This is a genomic window from Halobacterium sp. NMX12-1, assembly GCF_040435975.1.
Lineage (GTDB): Archaea > Halobacteriota > Halobacteria > Halobacteriales > Halobacteriaceae > Halobacterium > Halobacterium hubeiense.
Window position 1 is genome coordinate 2,379,649 of sequence record NZ_CP159204.1, and the last position, 17,857, is coordinate 2,397,505.

Below are 17,857 nucleotides of genomic sequence, written 5' to 3' on the forward strand. Positions count from 1 at the left end.
GTGCCAACGACGTTCGACCTCTTCGGGACGCTGGTCGCCGCCGAGCGCCCCGAGCGTCCCGCGAGCGCCGTCGCCGACGCGCTCGCAGCGCGCGACGTTCCCGTCCCCGACGACTGGGCGGACGCCTACCGCGAACCCCACGATTCCGTCCCCGAGGGCACGGAACTGCCGCTCCCCGGCCACGTCGCGGCCGCCCTGGAGAGCCGCGGCGTGGACGCCGACCCGAGCGCCGTCCGAGCAGCGACGCTCGCCGCGTTCGACCGGCCAGTCTCAGTCCGTCCGGGCGCGCGCGACGCGCTCGCCGCCGCCCGCGAACACGGACCAGTCGCCGTCCTCTCGAACTGTAGCGTCCCCGGGCTCGCCGAGCGCGCGCTCGACCGCGCCGACCTGAGCGTCGAGACGGTCGTGACGAGCGTCGGCTGCGGCTGGCGGAAGCCAGACCCGCGCGCGTTCGAGGCGGCCGCGGACGCCCTCGACGCAGCCCCCGAGTCGCTCGTCCACGTCGGCGACGACCGGGACGCGGACGGCGGTATCGAAGCCGTCGGCGGGCGCGCGGTGCTCCTCGACGAGACGCCGCTGGAGTCGGTGCCGTCCGAACTGGAGGGGATAGCGTGTCGCTGACCGCGGCGGGCGCGGTCGCGCTCGCGTTCGCGCTCGAAGCGGCGTTCGCGGAGCCACCAGCGAGCCTGCACCCGGTGGCGTGGTTCGGCCGCGCGGTCGCGCCCTTCGACCGCGAGTGGGCGAACCCGCGGGCGGTCGGCGCACTCGTCGCCGCCGTCCTGCCGCTCGTTGCCGCCGTCCTCGTCGGGTCGCTCGTCGCGCTCGCGGGCCGCGTGGACGCCCGAGTCGCCGCCGGCGTCGCGGGACTCGCGCTGTTCGCCACCACCAGTCTGCGAATGCTCTCGGCGGAAGCGCGCGCCGTCGTCGCGGCGACCGAGACGGACCTCGACGCCGCCCGCGACCGCCTCCAGTCGCTCGCGGGCCGGGACGCCGGCGACCTCTCAGCGGGCGAACTGCGGAGCGCGGCCGTCGAGAGCGCCGCGGAGAACCTCGCGGACGGCCTCGTCGCGCCCCTGCTCGCGTTCGCGGTCGGCGCCGTCGTCTCGCTGCCGGTCGCCGCGGCCGCCGCGGCGTGGGTGAAGGCCGTGAACACGCTGGACTCGATGCTGGGCTACCGCTCGAAGCCGGTCGGGACCGCGAGCGCGCGCCTCGACGACGCCGTAATGTGGCTGCCCGCCCGCGTGAGCGCCGCGCTCGTCGCGTTCGCGGAACTGGACGCGGCCGCGCTCGCTCGCGCTCGGGAGCACGCCGACGCGCCGCCGTCCCCGAACTCCGGGTGGCCGATGGCGACGCTCGCCGCAGTGCTCGGCGTCCGCCTCGCGAAGCCGGGCGTCTACGACCTGCCGCTCGGCGGGGAGTTTCCGACCGTCGCCGAGAGCCGGCGCGGCGTCCGCGTCGTCGGCGTCGCCGGCGCGCTCGCGTACGCGCTCGCCGCGGGGGTGGTCACGTGGTCGTGAGCGCGCTCCGGGGCGCGCTCGGGTTCCTGACGCGGCTCCGCGTCGGTCACAGCGAGGCCGCGTGGGCGGCGTTCCGGGGCTCGCCGTGGGCGTTCCCGCTGGCGGGCTACGCCGTCGGCGCGCTGCTGGCCGTGCCGTTCGCGCTCGACGCGCTCCCGCCGGGCACGCTCGCGCTCGCGTACCTCGCCGCCGTGTTCGCCGTCACGGGCATCAATCACCTCGACGGCGTCGCGGACGTCGGGGACGCGCTCGTCGTTCACGGGGACAGCGACGAGCGCACGCGCGTCCTCAAGGACACCACGGTCGGCGTCGGCGCGGTCGCGGCGGTCGCGGTCGCGGTCGCTGGGCTCGTGCTCGGCGCGCTCGGGGTCGCGGGACTGCCGACCCGCGCCGCGATTGCGGTCGTCGTCGCCAGCGAGGTCGGCGCGAAGCTCGGGATGGCGGCGGTCGCGTGCTTCGGGACGGCCGCGCACGAGGGGCTGGGCTCGCAGTTCACGGAGCGAGCGAGCAGGTCGGAGTTACTCCCCGCCGTCCTCGTCGCGCTCCCGGCCGTCGCGCTCTCGTGGCCGACGCCGGCGGCCGCGGGCGCGCTCGTCGGGGCCGCTGTCGCCGGCCTCGGCGCGCTGTGGCGCCTGCGCGCGCTCCTCGGCGGCGTGAACGGCGACGTCTTCGGCGCCGTCAACGAGGTCGGGCGCGTCGTCGGCCTGCACGTGGGGGTGGTCGCGTGGACGCTCTCCTGATGTGCGGCGGCCGCGGCACGCGCCTCGAAAGCAGCGCGGAGAAGCCGCTGTTCGAGATTTCGGGGCGACCGATGGTAGACTACGTGAGGGACGCGCTCGCGGAGAGCCGCGTCGAGACCACGCACGCCGTCGTCTCTCCCCACGCGCCCGAGACGCGCGCGCACCTCGAAGGTGAGCTGCCGATTATCGAGACGCCGGGCGAGGGGTACGTCGCGGACCTGCTGACCGCGCTCGACACCGTGGAGACTCCCGTCTTGACCGTCGCGGCGGACCTCCCGCTGTTAGAGGGCGCCGTCGTGGACACCGTGCTGGACGCGGCGGACGGCTCCACGAGCGTCCGCGTGCCCGCCGCGCTGAAGGACGCGCTCGGCGCGAGCACGGACGAGGACGGCGCGTGGGTGCCGACGGGCGTGAACGTCGTCGCCGACGACGCGGACTCGGTGTTCCGGAGCTACGACGCGCGCCTCGCGGTGAACGTGAATCGGCGGGCGGACGCCGCGCTCGCGGAGCGCTTGCTCGCGCTGCGGACCGACGCACCGAAATCCGGCGAGGTCGTGGAGGGAGACGATGGACCCTGACGCCGTCCGCGACGCCGGCCGCGTGCCCCACGGCGGCAGCGACGACCCCGACGTGCTGGACTTCTCCGCGAACGTGAACCCCCGGACGCCGCCGGGCGTCCGCGAGGTGTACGAGGCCGCGCTCGACGACGCCGGCCGGTACCCGAACGACGACTACCCCGACTTCCGCGACGCCGCCGCGGGGTACGTCGGCTGCGCGCCCGAGCGCGTCGTGCCGACGCCGGGCGGCCTCGCGGGCATCCGGCTCGCAGTCGAGACGCGCGTCGAACCCGGGGACAGCGTGCTCGTCCCGTACCCGAGCTTCGGCGAGTACGCGCGCGAGGTCGAACTGCAAGGCGCAGACCCCGCGTTCGTCCCGCACGACGAACTCCTCGACGCGGACCCGAACGGGCACGCGATGGCCGTCGTCTGCAACCCGAACAACCCCACCGGAACGCTGTACGGCGCGGAGGACCTCCGCGCGTTCGCCGCGCGCTGCCGCGAGGCCGACACCGAGTTGCTCGTCGACGAGGCGTTCCTCGGATTCACAAACGAGGAATCGCTGGCGGGGACGCCGGGCGTGGTGGTCGCGCGCTCGCTCACGAAGCTGTTCGGCCTGCCCGGGCTCCGCGCCGGCTTCCTCGCGGCGACCGGCGACCGGCTGGACGACCTGCGGACGGCGCGGCGCGCGTGGAACCTCGGGACGCCCGCGGCGGCCGTCGGCGCGCACGCGATGCGCCGAGCGGAGTTCGTCGCCGAGACCCGCGAGCGCGTCGCCAGCGAGCGCGAGCGGGTCCGAGCGGCGCTCGCCGACGACTTCGGCGTGTTCGACTCGGCCGCACCGTTCCTCCTGCTCGACGTCGGCGACCGGGACGTGGCCGCGCTCTGCGAGGCGACCGAAGCCCGGGGCGTCGCGATTCGGGACGCGACGACGTTCCGCGGGCTGGACAGCCACGTTCGGGTCGCGGTCCGCGCGCCCGCGGAGAACGACCGCCTGCTGGAGGCCCTCGATGTTTGACGCGGCGACGCGGGACGGCGTGCTCGAACTCGAACGCGAGCGGACGCGCTGGCTCTCCACGGGCTGGGACGGCGGCTTCGCGGCCGCCGACCGCGCGTACAACGTCACCGTCCCCGAGGGCTGGAATCCGGACGACCTCGACGCATACGTCGCCGACCGGCTCGCCGACGCCGGCTTCTCGCGGGCTGGCGACGAGCCGGTCCTGCTCACCGGGGTCGCACAGCACCACGCCCGCGGCGCGCGCTGTGGGCCCGTGGAAGCCGTCGCGACCGTCGGCGTGTCGAACCCCGCGGCGCTCCCGATGGACCCCGAGGACGGTGCGCTCCCCGAGGAAACCGAAGCCGTCGCCGGGACGGTGAACGTGTTCGTCGGGACGACGCGCGCGCTGGACGACGCCGCGCTCGCGAACCTCGTCGCCGTCACCGCGGAAGCGAAGACCGCCACACTACTCGAAACTGTGGGATTTCCGGGGACGACGACGGACGCGGTGGTCGCGGCCTGCGACCCCGCTGGCGAGGACGCGGCGTTCTCCGGGAGCGCGACCCGAGTGGGCGCCGCCGCCCGCGCCTGCGTCCGGGACGCCGTGCGGGCGAGCTACGCCAGCCGGTACGCCGACGACGACCCCCCGGAGTCGGTCGCCGACGCGAGACACGGCGTGCGGACGGACGTAGAAGGCGACGTGTTCGTCCCCGGCGAGTGAGGAAAGCGAGTCAGTCGTCGGCGACGGCGGGCGCGCGCCGCGTCTCGGGGTCGAGTTCGGCTCCCGCGACGGCGGGCGTCCACGCGAGGTCCTGTTCGTAGTGGAACGCGCGGTGGTCGCGGGTCGGGTCCACGACCGTCAGCGCGAGCCAGTCGTTGTCCAGCAGCACCTGCAGTTGCTCGTGCTCCGCGAGCACGCCCTCGACGCGCTCGACGGGCGCGTGGACGACCGTCGAGAGGCGCAGCGGCTGGTGGTACGGCTCGTCGGCGGCGGTCGTCAGCGACTGCAGCGGGAGGCCCGTCATCAGGTCGCCGCCGTTGCCCTGGTAGACGCCGAGGTTCCCGACGGGGTTGTGCGTGACCTTCGAGCCGCTGCCGTAGACGGCGTTGTCCACCGTCGAGAAGTAGTACTGGGCGTTGATCCACTGCGTGACGACCATCGGCCCTGTGAGAATCGCGGCCAGCGCGTCGCCGTCGGGGTCGGCGGCGTGGTCGTAGGAGTGGAGGAACGCGCGGCCGTCGAGGTCGAGGTCGCTGGTGAGTTCGCGCGGGCCGACGACGAAGCCGGCGTTGCCGGCCAGCCCCAGTTCTGGGCGGGTCTCCGCCCAGTCGCCGGCGCGGCGCTCGGTCTCGCTGACCGGGTCGCCGTCCGCGCCCAGCGATTCGGCGCGCTCGGCGGCCGCGCGCTCGCGGGCACTCGCGAGGTCCGCGCGCAACTGCTCGACGTCGTCGGCGTGGCTCTCGGGGACGTCGCCGTCGTACAGCTCGACCTCGTCGGTCGTCGTGTTGTGCTCGGCCGCGAGGAAGACGGTGTCCTCGGGAATCTCGAAGCCGCGCTCGCGCAGCGCGGCCTTCACCTCGGGGTCGCTACAGATGGCCGCGAGCACGCGGGCGTTCGGGCCGCCGGAGTTGCCGGCGCACGCGCCGCAGTCCAGACTCGACTCGTAGGGGTTGTTCGCGGTCTCGCTGGCGTGGCCGGTGAAGACGACGAGGCGACCGAACTGCTCCCAACCCATCAACTCGAAGGCGGCGGCCGCGTACTCGACGCGCTCCTCGGTCGTCAGGCCGGCGGGCAGGCCCTCGTCGGCGTGCTCGTGGTCGAGGTCGGGCTCGCAGAACTCGTGGACGTCCGGAATCGGGCCGGTAGCGGCGCCGACGAGGCCGCGGACGCGCTCGGGGACGAGCGTGCGCGCCGCGAGCGCGACGCCGTAGCCGCTCCCCGCGCTCTCGACGAACCCGTATGCCGTGGCGGCGTTGGCCTCCAGCGTCTCCACGACCTCGGTGGCCGCCTCGCGGAGGCCCGTCCAGCGGTCGTGGCTCGCGTGCGCGTCTTCGTCGGCCGGCGCCTCGGCGACGCGGTGCTGGGGTTCGACGATGGGCGGGCAGGCCTCGACGGAGACGTCGGCGTCGTAGCCCTCGTACTCCATCGGGACGCCGAAGAACCCCGCGTACCCGTGGGTCTCGTAGTCGCCGGTCTCCTCGACGTGGCGCCGGATGACCTCCGAGCGAGTGTCGATGCAGAACACCAGTTGGGCGTCCGGGCGCCCCGAGTCCGCCTCGCCGTCCGCGAGCGACTCGCTCTCGGCCGCGACGGCGTCCACGAGGTCCTCGCGGTAGGTCGCTTCCCACGCGCGCAGGAACGCCGCGGCGATTTCGTCCGCGGCGTCCGGCTCACCGGCGTCGCTGTCCGGCGAGAGGTCGGCGTCGAGGGCGTCCAGCACCGCCAGCCGCGCCGCCAAGTAGCCCGCCAGCGAAATCGGGTGCGCGGACTGCCACTCGCCGCCGTCCTCGACGCGCCGATTGACGAACCACGTCCACCCCGGGAGCGCAGCCAACTGCTCCTCGAAGATGGCGCTCCACTCGCCCTCCGGGTACGGTTCGAGGGCCGCCGCGACGGCGTCGGTCGGCTCCTCGGGGAGGTCGGCGGCGACGCCCGCGTCCGGGATTTCGTCGTCGTGGGCGGCGACCTCGCGGAACGCGGCGTAGAAGCCGGCCTCGCGGTTCGGCATCGACCAGTGCGCGCTCCCCTCGTCGAGGAACGCCGACAGCCACTTCGAGAGCACGCGGTCGACGTGCTCGGTGGCGTCGTCGGCGTCGCCTTCCGCGGGGTCGGGCGCGTCGGCGAGCCGGTCGAGCAGTGCTTCGGGGGCGGCGTCGTAGCCGGCTTCGTCGAGTTCGGCGTCGAGGCGGTCGCGGGAAATCTGTCCCCGCTCTAGGGCGGCGCGGAACGTCTCGGCGCTCGGGTAGCCGCGGCCGCCGAGGAGCTCGGCGGCCTCCGCGACCGCCTCCTCGAAGGGCCGGTCCTCGAAGCCCGAGAGCGGGTTCGCGGTCACGAACGAGTGGACCGGCCAGAGGGAGCCGACGACGCCGGCCGCCTCCTCGATGCTGTCGCGGATTGCCGTGTCAGTGCTCATTGTAGTCCTCCGTGTTCGTCAGGACGGTTTCGGGCGCCGGCCGGCTGGCGTTCAGCAGGGCGACGTAGAGCCGCCGGCTGCGCTCGTGGACGCCGGTCTCGATGGCGACGTAGATGGCGGTGAACGCGGCGGCGACGGCGACGTGCAGCAGGGTGAGTTCGGTCGGCGCCTGTTCGACGGGCAACAGCCCCGCGACGCCCTCGTAGACGACGGCGTAGACGAGAATTGCGGGGAAGAACACCACCGGGACGGCGGCGTAGCGCGCGAGCGCCGACAGCGACGTGTGTCCGACCGCGTCGCGGGCGGCGTGCAGCGTGGTGAACACCACGAAGAACGTGAGCAGGAGGCCGCTGTCGGCGTGCGTCCCCTTCCCGGTCAGCACCGCGAACAGCGCGCCGCCGGCGAGTCCGGTCAGCAGCGTCACGATGCCGCCGGCGACGCTCGGGAGGCCGCCCGCGGTGTGCGGGGTGCCGTCGCTCGGGCTGGTGTGTTCGACCTGTCCCCCGGAGCCGAGGAACTGGTAGGCCTTGTAGAAGCCGTGCAGAATCAGGTGCGTGACGGCGGCTGCGAAGAAGCCCAGCCCCGCCTGCATTATCATGAAGCCCATCTGCCCGACGGTCGAGCAGCCGAGCTTGCTCTTGACGTCCGTCTGCACGGACTTCAACAGCTTCCCGCCCGCGGCGCTGACTGCGCCGACCGCGACCACCGCGAGCATCAGCGTGGCGTCGGCGGTGATGACGGGCGCGAAGCGCGCCAGCAGGATGCCGCCGGCGTTGACGAAGCCGGCGTGCATCAGCGCCGACGCCGGCGTCGGCGCGGTCATCGAGGACAGCAACCACGTGTGGAACGGGACGAGCGCGGACTGAATCATCGCCGCGAGCACGAGCGCGCCCGCAGCGAGGAGCCAGACGGGGCCGCCGAGTGAGCCGCCGTTCGCGGCGATTCCCGATATCGTCGTCGCGCCGGTCGTCCACCACAGCGCGGTCAGCGCAACGGCGAGTAGGCCGCTGCTGGCGAGGAAGTGCTTGCGGGCGACCGCGGCGGCGGCGCTCGCCTGGTCCCAGCCGCCGACGACGCCGATGAGCTCGGCCATCAGCAGGCCCATCGCCAGCCAGAGGCCCGCGAACAGCGCGAAGTGGTCGGCGGCGACCAGCGCCATCACGGCGAGCGTGAACCCGAACGTGTTGGCGAAGAACGCCGTCTCGTGGGCGCTCCCGGCGAGGTAGCGCCGCGAGTAGCTGTGGACGACGCCGCTGAAGAACGTGACGACGACCCACATCAGGACGGTCAGGCCGTCGACGGCGACCACGCCGCCGAGCTCCCACGCGCCCGCGGTTCGCGCTCGGACGGCGAGGGCGCCGACGCTCGCGGCGAACAGCGCCCACACGAGCCACGTGAGTGCGGCGGGCACGAGCGGCGACTCCGCCGCCGTGTCCGGGAGTGGTCCGACCGTCGTCGTTGCGTCCTGTCCCGACATGGTTCGGTTCCGGACCGTCGCGGCGCCCGAGCCGACCCCGGGACCGTTCCGGTCGCGTCTACGCACACTAGAGAACGGTTCGTCTATTAAACTTGGCTATTATCACAAATCGTTCGCAGGAAGTTGATTATAGAACGTTATGTTTATTGGGCGCGTGCGACACCGGCGAACTGACAGCGACGCGTCGGACTGCGAGTGCCCACGTACTGGCGAAAAGCAGCCGGCGTTCAGCGGTCGGTCTCGGGGTCGAAGCCGCCGAAGGGCGTCGTCTCGTGGCTCCGCACGAGCACCTCGTCGGCGACCGTCAACCCCATGTCGAGGAGCTCCTGTGCGACCGACGTGATGTCGCCGTCCGACTCGCCGACGGCCGTCACGAGCAGATTCTCGTCGCCGGTGACCAGCTCCTGCACGGAGACCACGCCGTCGATGGCCAGTATCTCGGGGATGAGTTCGCCGCGCTCGGGTATCGAGGCGGTGCAGTAGAGCAACATCCGCAGCGGGTACCCCGACTGCTGGTAGTCCACGCTCGCGCTGTACCCCTTGACGACGCCGCTCTCCTCCAGTCGCTGGATGCGCTTGCGGACGGTGCTGTCCGAGGTGCCGGTTCGCTCTGCGATGTCTCCCGACGACATGTTCCGCGCGTCCTCCTGGAGCGCGTACAGGATGGCGCGGTCCACGTCGTCGATGTCCTCGTCGGTCATACCGGAGTGTCCGCGACAGAGCCACTTGACCCTTGCACTCGCTCCCGGGACGCCGGAACTCGTCGCCGAGCGGGCCACTCACAGCAGTCTCAGCTCCCCTCGTCGGTAAGCGGTTCCGCTTGCCCCGACCCAGACCTTGTGTATATCAGTATTTGGTTTACCTGTCGTCGCTCGGTTCGGGAAACCAGTACGTTGAATGGGGTGGCTCGCCGAACTCCGGACATGGCTAGCGAACTCGAACACGAGTGCCCGAACTGCGGCGAGGAGAAGACGTTCTACCGAGCGGCCGCGACGGAGCTGCACCTCGGTCAGAAGACGAAGTGGTCGTGTCCGGACTGCGACTACGCGTTCGTCCGCATTAACGGCGACATCGACTCCTCCGTCAGCGCGTAATCGACGCGTTCCACGCGACCCCGCTTCTCGCCCCGTGAACCCGGGGTGTCACGGGGTGAAGTCGATGTTTCTCTACCCGCCGGCTTGCGCAGTTTCGATACCGCGTCGCAGGCGGACAGTGCAGTCGGTGAGTGAATCAGCTACCTATCGGTACTCGTTCGCGTCGGGCCAACCGACAGCGTAGCCGACCGGCGCGCCTTTCGTGACCCTCTCGCGTCAGTACGGCTTCGTTGCTGTTCGACGAAACCGCGTTTAGCCGAGCGCGCCGCGTCACTCTGCGGCGTCGCAATGGGCATTCGGTTTTTGGTGGAGTTCCCCCTCGGTCGCCCCCGAGCAGCCCACTCGCCGAACACGCGAGTGGCCTCGGTTCGAACGATTGGAGCGGTCGCGACGCGCTCGAACTCGTTGGTTACTGTACCCATCTTAGCGCACTAACCCTGCAACAACCACCAAATTGTGGTAGTCAGGGTGCGTTTCTTTGGTTATTCTACCGGGCTTATCTCCCTAATCCGCCTATGCACACCAAAACCGTTAACCTCCGTCTCCGAGACAGTCCAGACACATGACCGAGGACGTGAAGCTCAACGTCGCCGTCCCGCGCCACCAGCGCGACGTCTACGACGAGGAAGCCGACCAGATGGGGTTCGCCAGCCGCGCCGCCTACGTCCGCGCGATGGTAAACGCTGGACGCCGGGATTTCGGCCTCGACCCCCAGGGGTCAGGCGGCGAAGACACCACTCTAGCGGAGTTCGTCGAGCGGCGAATTGTCGCCGTCATCGAGGACGCCGACGGCGCCAGCCGCGACGCGGTCGTCGAGGAACTCACGGGCGACATCGAGCAGACGGTGACCGAGTGCCTGGCTCGCCTCGACGACGCCGGCCGAATCGACTACGACATCCAGCAGGACGGCCTCGTCGTCCGCTCGGAGGACGACTGACCGTGTCCCGAACCGGCACCGCGGCCGACTACGACGACGGGCCCGTCGGGACGTTCCTCGACGAGATGGAGCTGTACGGCCGCTCGACAAGCACCATCGAGGACTACCGGACGACGCTCCGCCAGCTCCGCGCGTTCCTCGCCGCCCGCGACACGCCCATCGAGGACGCCACCCGGGGAGACTGCCTGAAGTGGATTCAGTCGCTGCGCGAGGACGGCTACGCGCCGGGCTCGATTCGCACGAAGGCCGTCCACGTCAACCGATTCTACGGGTACATGGTCCAGACCGGGGAGTTCGACGAGAACCCGATGGTCGTCGTGATGGAGGAGATGAGCGAGCGCGGCGACGCCTCGCCGACGCGGCGCCGCATCGCCGTCGCGGAGATGCGGGAGTTCGTCGGCTCGATTCGGAACCCGCTCCACCGCGCCATCGTGGTGGTGCTGGCGAAGACCGGTATCCGCGTCGGCGAGCTGTGCAACCTCGACCTGCGGGACGTCCACCTCTCGAATCCCGCAATCGAGCAGTACTACGGCGTGCAGCCGCGAGCGGCCGTCAGCGACCGCGAGAACACCCTGTTCGTGCCCAGCGACGTGGACGTCGGCGACACCGTCAACGGCGAGCAGCGCACGGAAGGGAACAAGCGCCACCGCGACACCCGCATCCCCGTCGATGACGAAGTCGAGCGCGCGCTCGTGGAGTGGCTGGCGATTCGCCCGGACGTCGAATCGCCTGCGGAGCCGCTGTTCGTGAACGTCTCCGAGAACTACGGCGAGCGACTGACGAGCGAGATGGTGCGCGCGTACGTCACGGACTTGGCCCGAGAGCAGGGATGGTACGCGACCGGAGCGGGCGTCGAGGAGAACGTCACGCCCCACTACTTCCGGCACTTCTTCACGACGGAGCTGCGCCAGCGGACCGACGACGGCTACCTCGTGAAGTACCTGCGCGGGGACGTCGGCGACGTGATGGACCGGTACACCCACAACTGGCGGGAGCTGGTCGCTGAACCGTACAGCGAGTCTGTCTACCAGCTCACCACTCGTCGGAGCGGCAACTCGTAAACTGCATCTCGCGATATCAAAACCGGAGGTCGTCGGCCGCAGAAGACTACTCGTGCTCGCGTACCGCGGCGAGCGCGCGCTGGCGCTTCTCGACAATCTCGTGGACACGCTCTTTCTTGTCCTCGATGTCCTGCTGGTCGCGCAGCCAGTAGAGGTCCGTGTAGAAGGAGACCAGCGCCTCGACTTCCTCGCCGGAGAGCTGGCCGATTTCGTCGGCGTTGCTCTCGTAGACGACGGGCCGCTCGACGGTTCCCGTGAGCGACTCGTAGTTCCCGCTGTCGGCCATCTCGTCGACGTACGACAGCGCGTCCAGCTCCGTCTCGAACGCCTGTCGGAGGTGGGCGCGAGCGGCCTGCCGGCGTCGCCAGAACAGGAAGTACGATCCCGCGATTGTCGCGACTGCGCCGATGATGCTCCCGAGGACGAGCCCGGTGGCAGCGCCGGTCACGCCTCTACGTTCGCGCGGCGGGCGGATAGCCGTGGTGGTCGATTCGGGACCGGCTGGCTAACCGGCCGTATCTGGGAGGAGCCAAACACCTAACTATCCGCCCGTCGTCGGCTCACGCGTATGGCAGAGCCCAGTGGTCGTTTTTGCCGACGGTAACGACGCACCGACGCCCGAACGCGACGCCCTGACGGACCTGCCGCCGAGCGCGAAGCTCGTGTTCAAAGTTCTGGAGTACGACTCGCCGCTCACGCAAGCCCAGCTGCGCGAGCGGACGCGACTCTCCAAGCGCACGACGCGCCACGGCCTCTCGCTGTTGAAAGACGCAGGGCTAATCGAGGAACGGGTCTACATCCCGGACGCCAGAAAACGCATCTACGAGCCGCGGGTGGTCGACTAGCCCTCGGAGAGCGGCGTGAAGCCGTCCACGGGAATCACCGAGTAGTCCACCGTAATCGTGTCCTTCGTGGCGCGCACGCGCCCGACGAACTCCGATATCTCGTCGAGCTTGCCTTCGAGGATGAACAGCTCCATGCAGTAGTGGTCGCCGACGTGGTTGTGCACGTTGCTCGTGACGAGGCCCTCGTACTCGTGGCGGAGGTTCATCATGCGCTCCTCGACGGTGGAGTTCTCGTAGCTGAACAGCACCGTGACGACGCCGATGAGCGGCCGGTCCTCCAGTTGTTTGTCCTCGAACTCGCCGAGGAGGTTGCGCGCCGCTTCCCGGACGACCTCGCTGCGGCCGGTGTAGCCGTGGTCCTCGGAGAACTCGTCGAGCCGTTCGAGGAGTTCGTCGGGCATCGAGACGCTGACGACGGTCATGTATTAATCGAGAGCGCTTCGAGTAATAAGGATTGGCTAAAACCGGCCGCTCAGCGGTGCCGAGTTAGTCGAGGTCGTGCCACGACAGGCGGGGATTGCGCGCGGCGCTCGTCTGGTCGATGCGCCGGGCGGTCGTCCGGTTCGGCGCGCTTTCGAGCGTCGCCGCGTCGTCGGCGGCGACGGCGTTGAACGCGTCCGCGAGGTCGTCGAGGTTCTCCTTCGTCTCGACCTCCGTGGGCTCGGTCATCAGCGCCTCGTCGACGAGTTCGGGCCACTTCGTCGTCGGCGGGTGGACGCCGTAGTCGAGCATGCGCTTGGCGACGTCGGCGGCGTCCTGTTCGCCCGCGCTGGCGACGAACTCGTGGTGGAACGGGCCGAGGGGGACGTCGTACTCGACCTGCTCGGCGAGGTAGTTGGCGTTCAGCACGGCCTTCGCGGAGGCGTCGCTGAGCCCGTCGTCGCCGAGGCGGTCGATGTACGCGAACGCCTTGATGAGGACGAGCCAGTTCCCGGAGAAGCCGTGGACCTTCCCGACGGACTGCTCGGGGGTGTAGCGCTCGTACTTTCCGCTCTCAGTCTCCCGGACGTGAGGCTCGGGGAGGAAGTCGGCGAGGTCCTCGGTGACGCCGACCGGGCCGGCGCCGGGACCGCCGCCGCCGTGGGGCGTCGCGAACGTCTTGTGGACGTTGAAGTGCATGATGTCGAAGCCCATGTCGCCGGGGCGCGCGCGACCGAGCAGGGCGTTGAGGTTCGCGCCGTCGTAGTACAGCAGGCCGCCCGCGTCGTGGACCATGTCCGCAATCTGCTCGATGTCGCGCTCGAAGAGCCCGAGCGTGTTCGGGTTCGTGAGCATCAGCGCGGCGGTGTTCTCGCCGAGCGCGGCGTCGAGGGCGTCGAGGTCCACGCGGCCGTCGTCCCCGGAGGGAATTTCGACGACGTCGTAGCCGCCCAGCGCCGCCGAGGCGAAGTTCGTGCCGTGGGCGGCGTCCGGGATGACGACCTCGTCGCGGTGTTCCTCGCCGTTGGCCTCGTGGTAGGCGTCCGCGAGCAGGATGCCCGCGAACTCGCCCGCGGCGCCCGCGGGGGGCTGGAGCGTCACGGCGTCCATGCCGCCGATGCGCCCGAGGTAGTCCTGGAGGTCGTGCTGGAGCTTCAGCGTCCCCTGCACCGATTCGGCCGAGCGGTCGGGGTGGACGCTCGCGGCGTCGAGCGCGGCGACGTCCTCCGTGAACCGGGGGTTGTACTTCATCGTGCACGAGCCCAGCGGGTACGGCCCGGAGTCGACGCCGTAGTTCTGCTGGCTGAGCCGGACGTAGTGCCGGGCGAGTTCGGGTTCCGCGAGGCTCGGCAGTTCGAGTTCGTCCCGCGTGAGGTCGTCGGGCAGGGACGACTCGACCTCGGTGGTCGTCTCGTCCTTCTCGGCGAGCAGGGGCTCGTACTGTTCGTCGTCGGTCTGCCGGTAGGCGGCTTGGTCGTAGAACTCCATCAGTGGGTCACCTCCTCGATTGCGGCGACGAGGCGGTCGGCGGCGTGCTCGTTGGCGTCCGTCACGCAGACCTGGAGGCGGTGGTCGCCGACCGCGTGGACGGCGAAGCCCTCCGCTTCGAGGTCGCTGGCGATGGCGGGCGCGGGCTGGTCGGTGTGCGCGAGGAACTCCCGGAAGTGGTGGCGGTCGTGGACGGGCGCGCGGACGCCCGTGACGTCGTCGAGGTCCGCCGCGAGCTCCCGCGGGAGTTCGACCATGCGCTCGGCGAGGTCCACGAGGCCCTCCGAGCCCAGCGACGCGGCGTGGATGGCGGTGCGGAGCGCGACCCACGCCTGGTTCGTGCAGATGTTCGACGTCGCGCGCTCCTTGCGGATGTGCTGCTCGCGCGTCTGGAGCGTGAGCGTGTACGCGCGGTTGCCGTCGGCGTCCTCGCTGGCACCGACGAGCCGCCCGGGGACTTGCCGGAGGAAGTCCTCGCGGCACGCGAACACGCCCAGCCCCATCCCGTAGCTCGTGGGGAGCCCGAGGACGCTGGCGTCGCCGACGACGACGTCCGCGCCCACGTCCACGGGGCGCTGGAGCAGCGACATCGCCACGGGGTCCGAGCCGAGGCAAAACAGCGCGTCGTGGTCGTCCGCGAGGTCGCCGATTTCGTGCAGGTGCTCCTCGACTGCGCCCGTCGTCGTGGGGTTCTCCGCGTACACCAGCACGACGTCGTCGTCGATGGCGTCCGCGAGCGCGTCGGTATCGACGTTCCCAGCGTCGGTGCCGTAGCGTTCGACGGTGACGTTGGCGCCGTTCGTGTAGTTCTCGAGGACGCTGACGTGGCCGTCGCGGATGTACTCGGGGACGAGCACGCGGTCGCCGTCCGCGGCGCGCACGCGCTTGGCGAGCAGCGCGGCCTCCGCGAGCGCCGTCGCCTCGTCGTACATCGAGCAGTTCGCCACGCCCAGCCCCGTGAGTTCCACGAGCATCGACTGGTACTCGAACAGCGCCTGCAGGAACCCCTGCGTGACCTCGGGCTGGTACTGCGTGTACGAGGTCAGAAACTCCGAGCGCTGGGAGAGGTGCTCGACCAGCGACGGCACGTAGTGCTCGTAGTGGCCGCGCCCCAGGAACTCCGTGAGGTCGTCGTTGCGCCGCAAGCGCTTGCGGGTCTCGACGACGGCTTCCTGCTCGGACTTGGCGTCGATGCCGAACTCGTCGTCGAAGCGCACCGACTCGGGGATGTCGAACAGCGCTTCGACGTCGTCCACGCCGACGGCGTCCAGCATCGCCGCCGTCTCGTCGTCCGTGTGGGGGGCGTACGGACTGCCGCGCTCGCGACCGCTCATGGTCGTCCTCCCGGCGACGGACCGCCATCGAATCCAGACATACCCGACGCTTACGGAGCGGACACCAAGATACCCCCGGTTCCGGAACCCCACTCGCCACAAAAGTATCCTCGGACGTGTAACAAAACGTATTCGATGCCGAAGAAGTAGTCACGAACGCGCGTTTCGAGCGGCAAGCGTTGCGAGCGTCAGTCGCTCAGCGCCTCCGCGATTGCTTCGAGGTCCGCCTTCCGGAACGCGCCGCCGGCGCTGTCGGGGTCGGCGTCGTCAGCCAGCCCGACGCGCGCCCGAATCTCCGCGCGCATCACTGCCTTCGACGGCAGACTCCCCTTCTGGACGTCGTACCCCAGCGCCCCGCAGACGGCCGCCAGCGCCTCTTTCGTGAAGCCGGTGGACTCAACGCGCGTGTACCGCCCAACGGACTCTCGAATCTCGTTCCGCAGGTCGTCGACAGTCGGTGCCATTGGCGAACGGTCACGCCGGCACGACAAGAACGTTCGGCACGAAACAGCCAGCATCCGGCGACCAAGTGGTCCGAAGGACCCGGAAAGTCGTCGGTTCACCGCGCGAGCGAAGCGAGGTGCGAGGAACGAGCGCCTCGGTCTGTGCGAACGGCGAGCGCAGCGAGCCGTGAGCAGCGAGCGCGGGCCGACGACTGAGCGGAGTGAAACGAAGCGAAGGAGGAGTGCTTTTTCACCACGTTTTTGCCGAGCGAGGCGGCGAAGCCGCCGAGCGCAGAGCAAAAAGTGGCGTCAGGCGATTTGCTCGGCGTACTCGTCGGCGTCCAGTAGCTCGTCGAGGTCGGCGTCGTCGAAGTCCAGTTCGACGAGCCAGCCGTCGCCGAAGGGGTCGTCGTTGACGAGTTCGGGCTGGTCTTCGAGGGCGTCGTTGACGTCGGTGACTTCCCCGGAGACGGGCGCGTAGATGTCCGAGACGGCTTTGATGGATTCGACGACGCCGAACTCCTCGTCCTGCTGGAGGTCGTCGCCGACGGCGGGGAGTTCGACGAAGACGACGTCGCCGAGTTCGTCCTGCGCGAACTCGGAGATGCCGACGCGGCCGGTGTCGGGGTCGATCCACTCGTGCGATTCGAGGTAGTACAGGTCGTCAGGTACTTCGAAGCTCATTGGTCGATGAAGGGTGTGGGGGTGATGGTTGCTCGTTTGCCGGTGCCGCGGACGACGACCTCGACGCTCGTGCCGTCGTCGGCGTAGTCGGTGTCCACGTAGCCGAGACCGATGGGTTCGTCGAGCGTCGGGCTCATCGTCCCGCTCGTGACCTCGCCGACGGTGTCGCCGTCCTTCTGGATGTCGTAGCCGTGGCGGGGGACGCCGCGCTCCTCCAAGACGAAGCCGACGAACTCCTCGTCGACGCCCGACTCCTGTTGGGCGGCGAGGCGGTCGCGGCCGACGAACTCGGTGTCGAGGTCGACGACGAAGCCGATGCCGGCCTCGTAGGGCGTGCGCGGGTTCTCCTCGGGGTGGAAGTCCTGTCCGGAGAGGAGGAGGCCGACTTCGAGGCGGAGCGTGTCCCGGGCGCCGAGCCCGCAGGGCTGGCAGTCGTTGGCGAACGCGTCCCAGACCGCGCCCGCGCCGTCCGCGGGGAACACGACCTCGAAGCCGTCCTCGCCCGTGTAACCGGTGTTGGCGACCCAGCACTCGACGCCCGCGACCTCCGCGTACTTCGCCTCGAAGCGCCCGAGGTCGAGCACGGAGTCGTCGGCACGCGCCGCGACGAGTTCGGGCGCGTCCGGCCCTTGTACGGCGACCATACCGTACTCGCCGGTGACGTTGTCCACGGTCGCCGTGAGGTCGTGGGCGTCGCGGTAGTCGGTCCACCGCTCGTAGGTCTGCTCGTCGTGGCCGGCGTTCGGCACGAACAGGTACTCGGCGTCGTCGCCCTCCGGGAGCCGGTAGACGACCGTGTCGTCGAGGATGACGCCCTCGTCGTCCACTATCGCGGAGTACTGGGCGTCGCCGGGGTCGAGGCTGGCGACGTCGTTTGTCGTGAGCCGCTGCATCAACTGTTCGGCGTCCGGACCGCCGACCTCGATTTCCCCCATGTGGGAGACGTCGAAGACGCCAGCGGACTCCCGTACCGCGGCGTGCTCGGTCCGGATGGAGTCGAACTCGACGGGCATCTCCCACCCGCCGAACTCCGTGAACTGCGCGCCGCGGTCGTCGTGGCGACCGTACAGCGGCGGCGTTCGGAGAGCCATACTCGTGGCGTCGGCGGCCGGCAAGTAATGTTTTCGTA

General features: G+C 70.4%; 20 protein-coding genes. 10 read left to right on the forward strand and 10 right to left on the reverse strand.

The window, feature by feature from the left end:
* From ABSL23_RS14415 to ABSL23_RS14440, 6 genes are read left to right on the forward strand one after another with little or no spacing between them, the layout of a single operon-like run.
* The gene (locus tag ABSL23_RS14415; RefSeq protein WP_353634247.1) at positions 1–621 is read left to right on the forward strand and encodes an HAD family hydrolase; all 621 of its coding nucleotides are present in this window, start codon (positions 1–3) and stop codon (positions 619–621) included.
* Positions 612–1,517, forward strand: coding sequence for an adenosylcobinamide-phosphate synthase CbiB (cbiB, locus tag ABSL23_RS14420; protein WP_353634248.1), 906 nt, complete (start codon positions 612–614; stop codon positions 1,515–1,517). The genes ABSL23_RS14415 and cbiB overlap by 10 nt, the downstream gene beginning before the upstream one ends.
* Positions 1,508–2,257: an adenosylcobinamide-GDP ribazoletransferase gene (cobS, locus tag ABSL23_RS14425; RefSeq protein WP_353634249.1), complete on the forward strand. Its 750-nt coding sequence runs from the start codon at positions 1,508–1,510 to the stop codon at positions 2,255–2,257. The genes cbiB and cobS overlap by 10 nt, the downstream gene beginning before the upstream one ends.
* Positions 2,257–2,835, forward strand: a complete 579-nt coding sequence (locus ABSL23_RS14430) for an NTP transferase domain-containing protein (RefSeq protein WP_353635387.1) — start codon at positions 2,257–2,259, stop codon at positions 2,833–2,835. Before cobS ends, ABSL23_RS14430 begins: the two co-directional genes overlap by 1 nt.
* Positions 2,825–3,832, forward strand: coding sequence for a threonine-phosphate decarboxylase CobD (gene cobD / locus ABSL23_RS14435; RefSeq protein WP_353634250.1), 1,008 nt, complete (start codon positions 2,825–2,827; stop codon positions 3,830–3,832). Before ABSL23_RS14430 ends, cobD begins: the two co-directional genes overlap by 11 nt.
* The gene (locus ABSL23_RS14440) at positions 3,825–4,532 is read left to right on the forward strand and encodes an adenosylcobinamide amidohydrolase (RefSeq protein WP_353634251.1); all 708 of its coding nucleotides are present in this window, start codon (positions 3,825–3,827) and stop codon (positions 4,530–4,532) included. The genes cobD and ABSL23_RS14440 overlap by 8 nt, the downstream gene beginning before the upstream one ends.
* A gap of 10 nt (positions 4,533–4,542) precedes the next feature.
* On the opposite strand, the gene ABSL23_RS14445 is transcribed toward ABSL23_RS14440, so the two are convergent.
* From ABSL23_RS14445 to ABSL23_RS14455, 3 genes are all read right to left on the reverse strand, one after another.
* A complete protein-coding gene (locus ABSL23_RS14445) occupies positions 4,543–6,945 on the reverse strand; it encodes a DUF2309 domain-containing protein (protein ID WP_353634252.1) in 2,403 nt (800 codons plus the stop codon).
* Positions 6,935–8,422, reverse strand: a complete 1,488-nt coding sequence (locus tag ABSL23_RS14450) for a proton-conducting transporter membrane subunit (protein ID WP_353634253.1) — start codon at positions 8,420–8,422, stop codon at positions 6,935–6,937. The genes ABSL23_RS14445 and ABSL23_RS14450 overlap by 11 nt, the downstream gene beginning before the upstream one ends.
* A gap of 227 nt (positions 8,423–8,649) precedes the next feature.
* Positions 8,650–9,123, reverse strand: coding sequence for an Lrp/AsnC family transcriptional regulator (locus ABSL23_RS14455; protein WP_059057322.1), 474 nt, complete (start codon positions 9,121–9,123; stop codon positions 8,650–8,652).
* Between the two features lie 222 nt (positions 9,124–9,345).
* Between ABSL23_RS14455 and ABSL23_RS14460 the strand changes: the two genes are divergently transcribed.
* The 3 genes from ABSL23_RS14460 to ABSL23_RS14470 all read left to right on the forward strand — a co-directional run bounded on the left by ABSL23_RS14460 (position 9,346) and on the right by ABSL23_RS14470 (position 11,514).
* Positions 9,346–9,516: a hypothetical protein gene (locus tag ABSL23_RS14460; RefSeq protein WP_169793404.1), complete on the forward strand. Its 171-nt coding sequence runs from the start codon at positions 9,346–9,348 to the stop codon at positions 9,514–9,516.
* 562 nt (positions 9,517–10,078) lie between these two features.
* Entirely contained in the window at positions 10,079–10,453 is a 375-nt protein-coding gene (locus ABSL23_RS14465; RefSeq protein ID WP_353634254.1) for a DUF5805 domain-containing protein, read from the forward strand.
* Between the two features lie 2 nt (positions 10,454–10,455).
* The gene (locus tag ABSL23_RS14470) at positions 10,456–11,514 is read left to right on the forward strand and encodes a tyrosine-type recombinase/integrase (protein WP_353634255.1); all 1,059 of its coding nucleotides are present in this window, start codon (positions 10,456–10,458) and stop codon (positions 11,512–11,514) included.
* Positions 11,515–11,560: 46 nt separating this feature from the next.
* Here ABSL23_RS14470 and ABSL23_RS14475 read toward each other — a convergent pair whose 3' ends face one another.
* Positions 11,561–11,962, reverse strand: a complete 402-nt coding sequence (locus ABSL23_RS14475; RefSeq protein WP_353634256.1) for a hypothetical protein — start codon at positions 11,960–11,962, stop codon at positions 11,561–11,563.
* A gap of 133 nt (positions 11,963–12,095) precedes the next feature.
* Between ABSL23_RS14475 and ABSL23_RS14480 the strand changes: the two genes are divergently transcribed.
* Complete coding sequence (locus ABSL23_RS14480) at positions 12,096–12,359, forward strand: winged helix-turn-helix domain-containing protein (protein ID WP_353634257.1); 264 nt, start codon at positions 12,096–12,098, stop codon at positions 12,357–12,359.
* Here the strand turns inward: ABSL23_RS14480 and ABSL23_RS14485 are convergent.
* The 6 genes from ABSL23_RS14485 to gcvT form a co-directional block, all read right to left on the reverse strand.
* The gene (locus ABSL23_RS14485) at positions 12,356–12,781 is read right to left on the reverse strand and encodes a CopG family ribbon-helix-helix protein (RefSeq protein WP_059057327.1); all 426 of its coding nucleotides are present in this window, start codon (positions 12,779–12,781) and stop codon (positions 12,356–12,358) included. The two genes, ABSL23_RS14480 and ABSL23_RS14485, sit on opposite strands and share 4 nt — an antisense overlap.
* Positions 12,782–12,845: 64 nt before the next feature.
* Entirely contained in the window at positions 12,846–14,267 is a 1,422-nt protein-coding gene (gene gcvPB, locus ABSL23_RS14490; protein ID WP_353634258.1) for an aminomethyl-transferring glycine dehydrogenase subunit GcvPB, read from the reverse strand.
* Positions 14,267–15,601, reverse strand: coding sequence for an aminomethyl-transferring glycine dehydrogenase subunit GcvPA (gcvPA, locus tag ABSL23_RS14495; RefSeq protein ID WP_353634259.1), 1,335 nt, complete (start codon positions 15,599–15,601; stop codon positions 14,267–14,269). Before gcvPA ends, gcvPB begins: the two co-directional genes overlap by 1 nt.
* Before the next feature lie 188 nt (positions 15,602–15,789).
* A complete protein-coding gene (locus ABSL23_RS14500; protein WP_353634260.1) occupies positions 15,790–16,065 on the reverse strand; it encodes a hypothetical protein in 276 nt (91 codons plus the stop codon).
* A gap of 288 nt (positions 16,066–16,353) precedes the next feature.
* The gene (gene gcvH, locus ABSL23_RS14505; protein ID WP_353634261.1) at positions 16,354–16,728 is read right to left on the reverse strand and encodes a glycine cleavage system protein GcvH; all 375 of its coding nucleotides are present in this window, start codon (positions 16,726–16,728) and stop codon (positions 16,354–16,356) included.
* Positions 16,725–17,819 carry a glycine cleavage system aminomethyltransferase GcvT gene (gene gcvT, locus ABSL23_RS14510; RefSeq protein WP_353634262.1) on the reverse strand — a complete coding sequence of 365 codons (1,095 nt, stop codon included), beginning with the start codon at positions 17,817–17,819 and terminating at the stop codon, positions 16,725–16,727. Before gcvT ends, gcvH begins: the two co-directional genes overlap by 4 nt.
* Positions 17,820–17,857 lie beyond the last annotated feature (38 nt).